This window comes from Streptomyces sp. NBC_00704, from assembly GCF_036226605.1.
In the GTDB taxonomy this organism is placed as follows: domain Bacteria; phylum Actinomycetota; class Actinomycetes; order Streptomycetales; family Streptomycetaceae; genus Streptomyces.
Genome location: NZ_CP109000.1, coordinates 4,770,879 through 4,783,249, shown reverse-complemented (window position 1 = coordinate 4,783,249; position 12,371 = coordinate 4,770,879). Strand labels below are relative to the sequence as shown.

Below are 12,371 nucleotides of genomic sequence, written 5' to 3'. Positions count from 1 at the left end.
GGACAGTAAGCAGCCCGTCACCGGTCGGGACGCGGGACCGACGGTGAGACCGACACAGGACCGCGCGTGGGACGGGACCCCGGACCGGATATGGGACCGGATGTAGGACCACGCATCGGCCGGGTGTGGGGCGGGAGGCGGGGCCGGGCACGGGACCGAAGTGGGGCCACGCGCAGGGCCGGACGCCGGACCGGACGTGATGCGGCGGGCGGGGCCGGACGCGGGACCGGATGAGGGGCCGGGTGTGGGACTGCGCCTGGTGTCGGGTGTGAGGGGAGGAGGCAGGGCCGGATGGTGCGGCGGGGGGCGGGGCGGGGGTTTTCCCCCGGCCGGGGAAGGCAGCAGACCTCATGGCGCCGCGCCGGGCGGAACGGCAGGCTGAGCCCTATGACCGCTTCCGCCAGCCATTCCGTCGTCCGCCCGGCAACGTCCGGTCCGGGCGGCACGGGGGACGACGACGATCGTCTCCCCCCGGTCCGCTTCGCCTACGACTCGCAGACCTGGAAGGAGATCGCGCACCTTCTGATGAATCTGCCCATGGCGTTGATCGGTTTCACCTATGTGATGACGGTGATCCTGACGGGGGCGGCGATGACCGTCACCGTGGTCGGTTTCCCGTTGCTGATGCTGGGGCTGACCGGGTCGCGGCTGTTGGGCCGGTTCGAGCGGCAGCGGGCCCGTCGGCTGCTGGGGCTGCGCGTCGAGGAGCCGAGTCCGCTGCCGTGGCGCAGGGCGGGCGGTCCCCTTCAGCAGATGTGGCTGGCGCTGAAGGATCCGGTGGGCTGGCGCACGGTGCTGTACGACCTGATACGGCTGCCGTGGGGGGTGCTGACGTTCACGGTGGTCGTCCCGTCGCTGTTCCTGCTGTGGCCGGTGCTGCCGTACCTGGCGCGGGGGCTGACGAACGTGGACCGGGCGATGGTGCGCGGGCTGCTGTCCCCTTCCGACGAGCTGGAGCGGCGGATCGCGGAACTGGAGTCGGACCGGGGGGTCGTCGTCGACACGGCGGCCGCCGATCTGCGGCGCATCGAGCGGGATCTGCACGACGGGGCGCAGGCCCGGCTGGTCAACCTGGCGATGGGGCTGGGGCTGGCCAAGGAGAAGTTGCTGGAGGGGCAGGCCGACGACGTCGTCGCGGCGATGGTGGAGGAGGCGCACGGCGAGGTCAAGCTGGCGTTGCAGGAGTTGCGGGACCTGGCGCGCGGGATCCACCCGGCCGTGCTGACCGACCGGGGGCTGGACGCGGCCCTGTCCTCGGTGGCCTCGCGGTGCACGGTGCCGGTGAAGGTGACCGCCGACCTGCCGTCGAGGCCGGCGCAGGCGATCGAGGGCATCGCGTACTTCACCGTCTCGGAGCTGCTGCAGAACGTCAGCAAGCACAGCGGGGCCCGGTCGGCCTCGGTGGACGTGTGGCGGACCGACGACCGGCTGCTCGTCCAGGTGTGGGACGACGGCCGGGGCGGGGCGTCGCTGGACGGCGGGTCGGGGATGCGGGGGCTCGCGGAGCGGCTGGACGCCGTGGACGGGTTGTTCGTCGTGGACTCGCCGGTGGGGGGACCGACGACGGTGACGGCGGAGCTGCCCTGGCGGGACCGGGGCGAGGGCGGCCGCGGGAGGTAGGGAAAACCCCCCTCCCGAGACGCCGACGGACTCCATGGTCCGCGCGCCCTCGGCCGAGGAGGCTGGGAGCTACGGATCGACAGGTGCGCGACGAGCAGACGACGAGAACGGAAGACGCCGATGGCCACGCAGTACGGGCAGTACGACCAGTACGACCGGTACCGGCAGGACGACCCGTACGGGGAGCGGGACCGCTACCGGGCGGACCGGGAGGACGACCGCTACGGGCGCGACGGGCGGGACGGGCGATTCGGGGGCGGGTTCGCGCGCCGCGACGGCGGGCGCGGGCGTCTGCTGCCGGCCGGGCTGCGCGAGCCGTTCACGGCGCGCCACTGGCGTGAGCTCCTCTATGTGCTGCTGGGGCTGCCGATCGGCATCGCGCTGTTCACGTTCGCGGTCACGATGCTGTCGCTGGGGGCGGGGCTGCTGGTGACGTTCCTCGGCGTCCCGGTGCTGGCGGCGGGCCTGGCCGCGGCCCGCGGGCTCGGACGCGTGGAGCGGGCCCGGGCGCGCGGGCTGCTCGGCCTGGAGGTGGGCGAGCCCGAGCCGCTCAGGGCGCCCCGGAGCGGTGCGATGAGCTGGATGGGCGCCGTCCTCAAGAGCGGAACGTCGTGGCGGAACATGCTGTACGCGGTGCTGCAGTTCCCGTGGGCGGTGTTCTCGTTCGCCGTCACGGTGACGGTGTGCTCCCTCGGCTGGACGATGCTGACGTATCCGCTGTGGTTCTGGGTCTTCCCGATGTACGGCGGCCAGGGCGGCCTTCAGCTGTACGGCGACGAGGGGCACCGGATCTATCTCGACAACCCGTTCGAGATCACCGTGACGGCGCTGGTGGGGCTGCTGATCACGCTGGCCGCGCCGTGGATCGTGCGGGCGCTGACGACGGTGGACGGGCTGCTGGTGCGCGGACTGCTCGGGCCGTCGTCGCTGGGGGCGCGGGTCGTGGAGCTGGAGTCCGACCGCGGCGTCGTGGTGGACACGGCGTCGGCCGACCTGCGGCGCATCGAGCGGGATCTGCACGACGGGGCGCAGGCCCGGCTGGTCAGCCTGGCGATGGACCTGGGGCTGGCGAAGGAGAAGCTGCGGGAGGACCCGCAGGCGGCGGCGCGCATGGTGGGCGAGGCGCACGGCGAGGTGAAGACGGCGTTGCAGGAGCTGCGGGACCTGGCGCGCGGGATCCACCCGGCCGTGCTGACCGACCGGGGACTGGACGCGGCCCTGTCCTCGGTGGCCTCGCGCTGCTCGGTGCCGGTGAAGGTTGACGTGGATCTGGTGGAGCGGCCGGCGCCGGCGATCGAGGGCATCGCCTACTTCACCGTCTCGGAGCTGCTGCAGAACGTCAGCAAGCACAGCGGGGCCCGGTCGGCCTCGGTGGACGTGTGGCGGACGGACGACCGGCTGCTGCTCCAGGTGATGGACGACGGGGTGGGCGGCGCGGACGCCTCCGGCGGGTCGGGGCTGTCCGGTCTCGCCGGACGCCTGGACGCGGTCGACGGCATCCTGGTCGTGGACTCCCCCGTCGGCGGCCCCACCCGCGTCACCGCGGAACTCCCCTGGCGGACGGGCCTGAGCTGAACCAGGTCCGTCCCCGCGGCCACGCACCTGCGCCCGCCCCACCCCCGCTCCTGCCCCCGGGGCCGCGCACCGGCGCCCCACTCTGCCGCGGCCGCGCATCGAACACGCGCCTCGCCTCCGCGTCCGCACCCGCACCCGCACCCGCACCCGCACCCGCACCACCACTCCCTCGTCATCCGGTCGGTCTCTCCTCGGTCTCTCCTCGGTGTTTCCTCGGTCTCGCCTCGTGCTCTCCTCGGCCCCGCCTCGACGTCCCGCCCGTCCTGCCCCTCGGCCCCGTCCCCGGCCGCCTTCGTTCCGCCTTCGTTCCGCCTCGGCCCCTCTCCCGTGTTCTCCGTGGCCGGACGTGGCCGAACGTGGTGGCCGAAGGCGTGGCTGAAGGTGGTGGCCGAAGGTGGGGGTCGGTGGCGGTGGCCGAAGGTGAGGGTCGGTGGCGGCCGGGGCGGGGCTGTTTCCGGCTGTTTTCTTGCGTGGGGCCGGTCGTGGTGGCCGTCCGCCTGCCGGATCCCGGGTGCAGACGAGCCGGAAGCTGGAATGCTTGACTGGTTCGACCAAACGGGGTGGACGGCTGGGGGGCCGAGGATCGTGGAGGACAGGGTGCGGGTGGTCATCGCCGAGGATTCGGTGCTGTTGCGGGAGGGGCTCACCCGGTTGCTGACGGACCGGGGGCACGACGTGGTCGCGGGGGTCGGGGACGGCGAGGCGCTGGTCAAGACCATCACCGAGCTCGGCGACGAGGGGGCGCTGCCCGACGTCGTCGTCGCGGACGTGCGGATGCCGCCGACCCACACGGACGAAGGGGTCCGGGCGGCCGTGCAGCTGCGCAAGGCGCATCCCGGGCTCGGGGTGCTGGTGCTGTCGCAGTACGTGGAGGAGAGGTACGCCACCGAACTGCTGGCCGGTTCCAGCCGTGGGGTCGGGTATCTGCTGAAGGACCGGGTGGCCGAGGTGCGGGAGTTCGTGGACGCCGTGGTGCGGGTCGCCCAGGGCGGGACGGCCCTCGACCCGGAGGTCGTCGCGCAGCTTCTGGGGCGCAGCCGGAAGCAGGACGTGCTGGCGGGGCTCACGCCGCGGGAGCGGGAGGTCCTGGGGCTGATGGCGGAGGGGCGGACGAACTCGGCGATCGCCCGGCAGATGGTCGTCAGCGACGGGGCGGTGGAGAAGCACGTGAGCAACATCTTCCTGAAGCTCGGCCTGTCCCCGAGTGACGGGGATCACCGCCGGGTACTCGCCGTTCTCACCTACCTCAACACGTAGCGAGGTGGCAGCCTGCCCTGCGTCGGGCGGAGAACCTGGGCCGGGATCCGGAGCGTCTGACGCGGTGGCGCCGTGAGGCGGGAAATCATGACCAGCGGGGGCGCCGGGCCGTCTCGGGACAGGGAACCGTCATTCGAGACGCTCAGGGAAGGCGACCCTTACCGACGTAGGGTTGATCCGTGGAGGGCCTTCGGGAAGGTCCTCCGGGACAGCCGTCTCGAGGGAGGTCCAGTTCAGTGACCAGTCAGGTCAGCCCAGCGGAACAGGCCGACGGAACCGACGGAGCGGACGCGACCGTCGTGGGAGAGCAGCGCAAACCGGGCGGGACGAAGGACGTCCGTCGTCTCGACCGGGTGATCATCAGGTTCGCGGGCGACTCGGGCGACGGTATGCAGCTCACCGGCGACCGTTTCACCTCGGAGACGGCGTCGTTCGGCAACGACCTGTCGACCCTGCCCAACTTCCCCGCCGAGATCCGTGCGCCCGCGGGCACCCTGCCCGGCGTCTCCTCGTTCCAGCTGCACTTCGCCGACCACGACATCCTCACCCCGGGTGACGCGCCCAACGTGCTCGTCGCCATGAACCCGGCGGCGCTGAAGGCGAACATCGCCGACGTGCCGCGCGGCGCGGAGATCATCGTCAACACGGACGAGTTCACCAAACGGGCGATGCAGAAGGTGGGGTACGCGGCCTCGCCGCTGGAGGACGGGTCCCTCGACGGTTACCAGCTCCATCCGGTCCCGCTGACCACCCTGACCGTCGAGGCTCTCAAGGAATTCGACCTCACCCGCAAGGAGGCCGAGCGCAGCAAGAACATGTTCGCGCTCGGCCTTCTGTCGTGGATGTACCACCGGCCGACCGAGGGCACCGAGAAGTTCCTGAGATCGAAGTTCGCCAGGAAGCCCGCGATCGCGGCCGCGAACATCGCCGCGTTCCGCGCCGGGTGGAACTTCGGCGAGACGACGGAGGACTTCGCCGTCAGCTACGAGGTGGCGCCGGCGGCGAAGGCCTTCCCGGTGGGCACGTACCGCAACATCTCGGGGAACCTCGCCCTGTCGTACGGGCTGGTCGCGGCCTCGCGCCAGGCGGATCTGCCGCTGTTCCTGGGCTCGTACCCGATCACCCCGGCCTCGGACATCCTGCACGAGCTGAGCCGGCACAAGAACTTCGGCGTGCGCACCTTCCAGGCGGAGGACGAGATCGCCGGCATCGGTGCGGCGCTGGGGGCGGCGTTCGGCGGTTCGCTGGCCGTGACGACCACCTCCGGTCCGGGGGTGGCGCTGAAGTCGGAGACCATCGGGCTCGCGGTCTCCCTCGAACTGCCGCTGCTGGTGATCGACATCCAGCGCGGCGGGCCCTCGACGGGCCTGCCCACCAAGACCGAGCAGGCGGATCTGCTCCAGGCGATGTACGGCCGCAACGGGGAGGCGCCGGTGCCGATCGTCGCGCCGTGCACGCCGGCGGACTGTTTCGACGCGGCGCTGGAGGCGGCCCGGATCGCGCTGGCCTACCGGACGCCGGTGATGCTGCTGTCCGACGGTTATCTGGCCAACGGCTCCGAGCCCTGGCGGATCCCGGAGCTGGAGGAGCTGCCGGACCTGCGGGTGCAGTTCGCACAGGGCCCCAACCACACGCTCGACGACGGCAGCGAGGTGTTCTGGCCGTACAAGCGTGATCCGCAGACGCTGGCGCGGCCGTGGGCGGTCCCGGGCACGCCCGGTCTGGAGCACCGTATCGGCGGGATCGAGAAGGAGGACGGGACGGGGAACATCTCGTACTCGCCCGCCAACCACGATTTCATGGTGCGCACCCGGCAGGCCAAGATCGACGGCATCGAGGTCGCGGACCTGGAGGTGGACGATCCGCACGGAGCGAGCACCCTGGTGCTGGGCTGGGGTTCCACCTACGGGCCGATCACGGCGGCGGTGCGGCGGCTGCGGACGGCCGGGGACGCCATCGCGCAGGCCCATCTGCGGCACCTGAACCCGTTCCCGCGCAATCTCGGCGCGGTGCTGAAGCGGTACGACAAGGTCGTCGTGCCGGAGATGAACCTCGGCCAGCTCGCCACCCTGATCCGGGCGAAGTACCTGGTCGACGCGCACTCCTACAACCAGGTCAACGGTATGCCGTTCAAGGCGGAGCAGCTCGCCACGGCGCTCAAGGAGGCCATCGATGGCTGAGACCGCAGCGGAAGGCACGGGCACGGTCGAGGCGCTCTCGCTCGTCCCCAAGGCCGAGGCCAGGCAGTCCATGAAGGACTTCAAGTCCGATCAGGAGGTGCGCTGGTGCCCCGGCTGCGGTGACTACGCGATCCTGGCGGCGGTCCAGGGCTTCATGCCGGAACTGGGGCTGGCCAGGGAGAACATCGTCTTCGTCTCCGGCATCGGCTGTTCGTCGCGCTTCCCCTACTACATGAACACCTACGGGATGCACTCCATCCACGGGCGCGCTCCGGCGATCGCGACGGGGCTGGCGGCGAGCCGCCGCGATCTGAGCGTGTGGGTGGTGACGGGCGACGGCGACGCGCTGTCCATCGGCGGCAACCATCTGATCCACGCCCTGCGGCGCAACGTCAACCTGAAGATCCTGCTGTTCAACAACCGCATCTACGGGCTCACCAAGGGCCAGTACTCGCCCACGTCCGAGGTCGGCAAGATCACCAAGTCGACGCCGATGGGGTCCCTGGACGCGCCGTTCAACCCGGTGTCGCTGGCGCTGGGGGCCGAGGCGTCGTTCGTGGCGCGCACGGTGGACTCGGACCGCAAGCACCTCACGGAGGTGCTGCGGCAGGCGGCCGCCCATCCGGGGACGGCGCTGGTGGAGATCTACCAGAACTGCAACATCTTCAACGACGGCGCGTTCGAGGTGCTGAAGGACCGGCAGTCGGCGGAGGACGCCGTCATCCGCCTGGAGCACGGCCGGCCGATCCGGTTCGGCGCGGACGGGGCGCGGGGGGTCGTGCGCGACCGGCAGAGCGGTGATCTGCGGATCGTCACGGTGACCCCGCAGAACGAGGCGGACGTCCTGGTGCACGACGCGCACGCCGCGTCGCCGACCACGGCGTTCGCGCTCTCGCGCCTCGCCGATCCGGACACCCTGCACCACACGCCGATCGGTGTGCTGCGCTCGGTCGAGCGGCCGGTCTACGACACGCAGCTGGCGGACCAGCTGGACTCCGCCATCGAGCAGCACGGGAAGGGCGACCTGGGCGCGCTGCTCGCGGGCGGCGACACCTGGACGGTCGTCGGCTGAGGCATCTGGACGGTCGTCGGCTGAGGCACCTGGAAGGTCGTCGGCTGAGGCGCGCGGCGGTTCACGAGGCCCGGGAGCGGTGTTCCCGGGCCTCGTCGTATACCTGACGGGCCTTCTCGATCTCCGCCATCCGGGTGTGCGTCCATCCGGCCAGCGCGCGCACCTGTTCGGCGGCCTCGCGGCCCAGCTCGGTGAGGGAGTAGTCGACGCGGGGCGGGATGACGGGCTTGGCGTCGCGGTGCACCAGGCCGTCGCGTTCGAGGTTCTGGAGGGTCTGGGTGAGCATCTTCTCGCTGACGGGCCGGCCCACCTGGCCCACGGCCCGGCGCAGTTCGCTGAACCGGTGCGAGCGGTCGAGCAGTTCGATCAGCACCAGGACGCCCCAGCGGCTGGTGAGGTGTTCCAGGACGAGCCGGTAGGGGCACATCCCCTCCGCCTCGGTGGGTGCCACGCTGCCGACCTGCTTGCTTACCGTCATGCCAGTACCTTACTTCAAAGTGGGTACTTTCTTTTGGTTAGCGTCTCTCCTAGGGTCGGAGACAGACCAGCCGACCACCGTAGGAGTTCCCCGCCATGAGCATCGTCGTCACCGGAGCCACCGGACACCTCGGCCGCCACGTCATCGAGCAGCTGCTGGACAAGGTCCCCGCGGACCGCGTCACGGCCGTCGTACGGGACGAGGCCAGGGCCGCCGACCTCGCGGCCCGCGGCGTCAAGCTCGCCGTCGCCGACTACAACGCCCCCGAGACCTTCGACGGCGTCCTCGCCGCGGGCGACAAGGTCCTGCTCATCTCGGGCAACGAGTTCGACAAGGGCCGCCCGGCCCAGCACCAGGTCGTGATCGACGCCGCGAAGGCGGCCGGGGTCGCGCTCCTCGCCTACACCAGCGCGCCGGGCGCGCTGAGCGCGGCGCTCGCGGACGACCACCGGGCCACCGAGCAGGCGCTGCTCGCCTCCGGCGTGCCGTACACGCTGCTGCGCAACGGCTGGTACCACGAGAACTACACCGAGAACCTCGCCCCGGTGCTGGAGCACGACGCCGTCGTCGCGGCCGCCGGCCAGGGCCGCGTCTCCTCCGCCGCGCGCGCCGACTACGCGGCGGCGGCCGTCGCCGTGCTGACCGGCGAGGGCCACGAGAACAAGACGTACGAGCTGGGCGGCGACGAGGCGTGGAGCTTCGCCGAGTACGCGGCCGAGCTGAGCCGGCAGACCGGCAGGGAGATCGTCTACAACGCCGTGCCCACCGAGGTGCTCACCGGCATCCTGACCGGCGCGGGGCTGCCCGGGCCGCTCGCGGCGATCCTGGCCGGCGTGGACGAGTCCATCGAGAAGGGCGAGCTGGTCGTCTCCGGCGGCGACCTCTCCCGGCTGACCGGCCGCCCCACCACGCCGCTGGCGGAGGCGATCACGGCGGCGCTCAAGGGCTGAACACCCCCGGCCGGGCCGCTCGCGCCCACCACTGCCGTCCGCCCGCGCGCCCCGCGTCCGCCGGACGCCCCCGAGCCGTCCGTCCGCCGGACGCCCCGAGCCGTCCGTGCGCCGCCGCCCCGGCCTGTCATGACCGTATGGCGATACGGGCATGACAGACCGGGGCGCCCGGCGTTACCTTCGTCGTCGCATGCGTGACGTGAGAAGGAGGTGCCCGTGGCCGGGACGTCGAGGAGTGAGAGCCGCACAGGCCTGCTGAACGGCTTCGCGGCCTACGGGATGTGGGGCCTGGTGCCCCTTTTCTGGCCGCTGCTCAAGCCGGCCGGGGCGACGGAGATCCTCGCCCACCGCATGGTCTGGTCGCTCGCCTTCGTCGCCGCCGCGCTGCTCTTCGTACGACGCTGGGCGTGGGCGGGCGAACTGCTGCGCCAGCCGCGCCGACTGGCCCTCGTGGTGGTCGCCGCCGCCGTCATCACCGTGAACTGGGGCGTCTACATCTGGGCGGTGAACAGCGGGCACGTGGTCGAGGCCTCGCTCGGCTACTTCATCAACCCGCTGGTCACGATAGCCATGGGGGTGCTGCTCCTGAAGGAGCGGCTGCGGCCCGTGCAGTGGGCGGCGGTCGGCGTCAGCGTCGCGGCGGTGCTGGTCCTGACCGTCGGCTTCGGCCGGCCGCCGTGGATCTCCCTGTGCCTCGCCTTCTCCTTCGCCACGTACGGCCTGGTGAAGAAGAAGGTCAACCTGGGCGGGGTCGAGTCGCTGGCCGCCGAGACCGCCGTGCAGTTCCTGCCCGCGCTCGGCTACCTGCTGTGGCTGTCCGCCCACGGCGACGCCACGTTCACGGCCGAGGGTCCCGGGCACGCGGCGCTGCTCGCCTCCACCGGCGTGGTGACCGCGCTGCCCCTGGTCTGCTTCGGCGCGGCGGCCATCCGCGTGCCGCTGTCCACGCTGGGCCTGTTGCAGTACCTGGCCCCGGTCTTCCAGTTCCTGCTCGGCGTCCTGTACTTCGGCGAGGCCATGCCGCCCGAGCGGTGGGCCGGGTTCGCCCTGGTGTGGCTGGCCCTGGCGCTGCTCACCGGCGACGCGCTGCGCACCTCGCGCCGGGCGTCCCGGAGCCTGGCGGCCGAGCGCGCGAGGATCCACGCCGAAGAGGTCGCCTCGGCCGCGTCCGGCGCCCCCCAGGCCCTCGCCCCCGAGGCCTGCGCACCGACGCCGGACGGACCGCCGGCACCGGCACCCGACGGAACGGCGGCACCGACACCGGCGCCCGTCGCCGCCTCCTCTTCCGCCGCTCCCTCGACTCCCTCCCCCAGCGCCGCCACCGCCGCCACCGCCGCCTCGGCCGCCGCCCCGGAGACACGACCGGGCCCGGCCCACCCCTGACCGAGCAGCCCTGACCGAGCAGCCCTGACCAAACCCTGACGGTCGCCCGGCCCGGCGGTTCAGGTTCGGATTCAGGTTCACGGAGCGGACGGGCCCCGGACGATCAGGGATCAGGGCATACGACAGGCAGGCGCGGTGCGGGGCTGCTACTAGTGGCTGCATGACCGACTCGACCGCAGGATCAGGGACCACGCCCGCGCCCGTGCACTGGAAGCTCGTCGTCGACGCCGCCGACCCGCACGCACAGGCCGACTTCTGGGCGTCCGCGCTGCACTACGAGACCGAGGACAACAGCGCGCTGATCGAGCGACTGCTGGAGCTCGGCGCGCTGCCCGGCGCGGCGACACTGGAGTTCCACGGCCGTCCGGCCTTCCGGGACCTGATCGCCGTGCGCCACCCCGACGACCCGCACGACCCCGACAGCGGGACCGGACTGGGACGGCGGCTGCTGTTCCAGCGGGTGCCGGAGGCCAAGACGGTGAAGAACCGGCTGCACATCGATCTGCATCCCGGCGCGGAACGGCGGGCCGACGAGGTCGAGCGGCTGCGCGGGCTGGGCGCGAGCGTGCTGCGGGAGGTGAAGGAGCCGTCCGGGTCATGGACGGTGATGGCGGACCCGGAGGGGAACGAGTTCTGCGTCCACTAGGGGCGCGGGGGCTTCCGGTCCCCTTCCGGTCCCCATGGTGTCTGGATTCCGGAGTCTTGTGTCCGCTGTCCGGTCGGCACTCTTGACGGGAAGTCAGTTGCGCGTTCACCATCCTGGGACCCCACTCACCGTGGAATCACCGTGACCCGGTGGTTCCCGAGGAATTCGGAGCACCCCACATGAAGCTCCCCGTTTCCCGGCGTACGGCGGTCGCCGGCGGCGTCTCGATTGTCATGCTCCTGACTGGCGGATCCATAGCGGGGGCGGCTCCCGCGCCCGGCTCCGCCGCGCTCGCCGCCGCTCCCGACATCCCCGTGGCCAACGTCAAGGCCCACCTGGCCCAGTTGCAGTCCATCGCCACCGCCAACGGCGGCAACCGCGCCCACGGCCGCACCGGCTACAAGGCCTCGCTCGACTACGTGAAGGCCAAGCTCGACGCCGCCGGCTTCACCACCGCCGTCCAGCAGTTCACGTCGTCCGGCCGCACCGGCTACAACCTGGTCGCCGACTGGCCCGGCGGGGACACCGGCCATGTCGTCATGGCCGGCTCCCACCTCGACAGCGTCACGGCCGGGGCCGGCATCAACGACAACGGCTCGGGCTCGGCGGCCGTGCTGGAGACGGCCCTCGCCGTGTCCCGGGCGGGCTACCACCCGGCCAAGCACCTGCGGTTCGCCTGGTGGGGGGCGGAGGAACTGGGCATGGTCGGATCGCGTTACTACGTCAACAGCCTCTCCTCAGCGAACCGCGCCCGCATCAGCGGCTACCTCAACTTCGACATGATCGGCTCGCCGAACCCCGGCTACTTCGTCTACGACGACGACCCGGCCATCGAGAAGACCTTCAAGGACTACTTCGCCGGCATCGGCGTCCCCACGGAGATCGAGACCGAGGGCGACGGCCGTTCCGACCACGCCCCCTTCAAGAACGCGGGCGTCCCGGTGGGCGGTCTGTTCAGCGGCGCCGACTACATCAAGACGGCGGCGCAGGCGGCCAAGTGGGGCGGCACGGCAGGGCGGGCGTTCGACCGCTGCTACCACTCCTCCTGCGACACCAGCGCCAACATCGACGACACCGCCCTGAACCGCAACGCGGACGCCGTGGCCTACGCCCTCTGGGCGCTGTCCTCCTGACCGGCGCCGCCATCCGGAGGGCCGTGCCGTCCGCCTGACCGGCGCCGCCATCCGAATGCGCCGTGCTCCGGCCCTCC

Annotated in this window: 10 protein-coding genes; 9 read left to right on the top strand and 1 reads right to left on the bottom strand. The window is 71.9% G+C overall.

The genetic code is table 11. The features are described from left to right. Positions 1 to 387 precede the first annotated feature (387 nt). The 5 genes from OG802_RS20920 to OG802_RS20900 all read left to right on the top strand — a co-directional run bounded on the left by OG802_RS20920 (position 388) and on the right by OG802_RS20900 (position 7,704). Entirely contained in the window at positions 388 to 1,620 is a 1,233-nt protein-coding gene (locus OG802_RS20920) for a sensor histidine kinase (protein WP_329412624.1), read from the top strand. A 120-nt stretch (positions 1,621 to 1,740) separates the two neighbouring features. Further along, the gene (locus tag OG802_RS20915) at positions 1,741 to 3,195 is read left to right on the top strand and encodes a sensor histidine kinase (protein WP_329412623.1); all 1,455 of its coding nucleotides are present in this window, start codon (positions 1,741 to 1,743) and stop codon (positions 3,193 to 3,195) included. A gap of 597 nt (positions 3,196 to 3,792) precedes the next feature. Further along, the gene (locus OG802_RS20910; RefSeq protein WP_329417249.1) at positions 3,793 to 4,452 is read left to right on the top strand and encodes a response regulator transcription factor; all 660 of its coding nucleotides are present in this window, start codon (positions 3,793 to 3,795) and stop codon (positions 4,450 to 4,452) included. Between the two features lie 236 nt (positions 4,453 to 4,688). After that, positions 4,689 to 6,632, top strand: coding sequence for a 2-oxoacid:acceptor oxidoreductase subunit alpha (locus OG802_RS20905; RefSeq protein WP_329412622.1), 1,944 nt, complete (start codon positions 4,689 to 4,691; stop codon positions 6,630 to 6,632). Continuing rightward, complete coding sequence (locus OG802_RS20900) at positions 6,625 to 7,704, top strand: 2-oxoacid:ferredoxin oxidoreductase subunit beta (RefSeq protein WP_329412620.1); 1,080 nt, start codon at positions 6,625 to 6,627, stop codon at positions 7,702 to 7,704. Before OG802_RS20905 ends, OG802_RS20900 begins: the two co-directional genes overlap by 8 nt. Before the next feature lie 61 nt (positions 7,705 to 7,765). Here OG802_RS20900 and OG802_RS20895 read toward each other — a convergent pair whose 3' ends face one another. After that, positions 7,766 to 8,182, bottom strand: coding sequence for a winged helix-turn-helix transcriptional regulator (locus OG802_RS20895; RefSeq protein ID WP_329412619.1), 417 nt, complete (start codon positions 8,180 to 8,182; stop codon positions 7,766 to 7,768). Positions 8,183 to 8,277: 95 nt separating this feature from the next. On the opposite strand from OG802_RS20895, the gene OG802_RS20890 reads away from it, so the two are divergent. The 4 genes from OG802_RS20890 (at position 8,278) to OG802_RS20875 (ending at position 12,294) form a co-directional block, all read left to right on the top strand. Further along, positions 8,278 to 9,132 (top strand): SDR family oxidoreductase, encoded by an 855-nt coding sequence (locus OG802_RS20890; RefSeq protein WP_329412618.1) that lies wholly within the window; start codon positions 8,278 to 8,280, stop codon positions 9,130 to 9,132. A 216-nt stretch (positions 9,133 to 9,348) separates the two neighbouring features. Further along, positions 9,349 to 10,515 carry an EamA family transporter RarD gene (gene rarD, locus OG802_RS20885; RefSeq protein ID WP_329412616.1) on the top strand — a complete coding sequence of 389 codons (1,167 nt, stop codon included), beginning with the start codon at positions 9,349 to 9,351 and terminating at the stop codon, positions 10,513 to 10,515. Between the two features lie 160 nt (positions 10,516 to 10,675). Further along, the gene (locus OG802_RS20880) at positions 10,676 to 11,161 is read left to right on the top strand and encodes a VOC family protein (RefSeq protein ID WP_329412615.1); all 486 of its coding nucleotides are present in this window, start codon (positions 10,676 to 10,678) and stop codon (positions 11,159 to 11,161) included. Positions 11,162 to 11,340: 179 nt separating this feature from the next. Next, on the top strand, positions 11,341 to 12,294 hold the full coding sequence (locus tag OG802_RS20875) for a M28 family metallopeptidase (protein WP_329412613.1): 954 nt from the start codon (positions 11,341 to 11,343) through the stop codon (positions 12,292 to 12,294). Positions 12,295 to 12,371 lie beyond the last annotated feature (77 nt).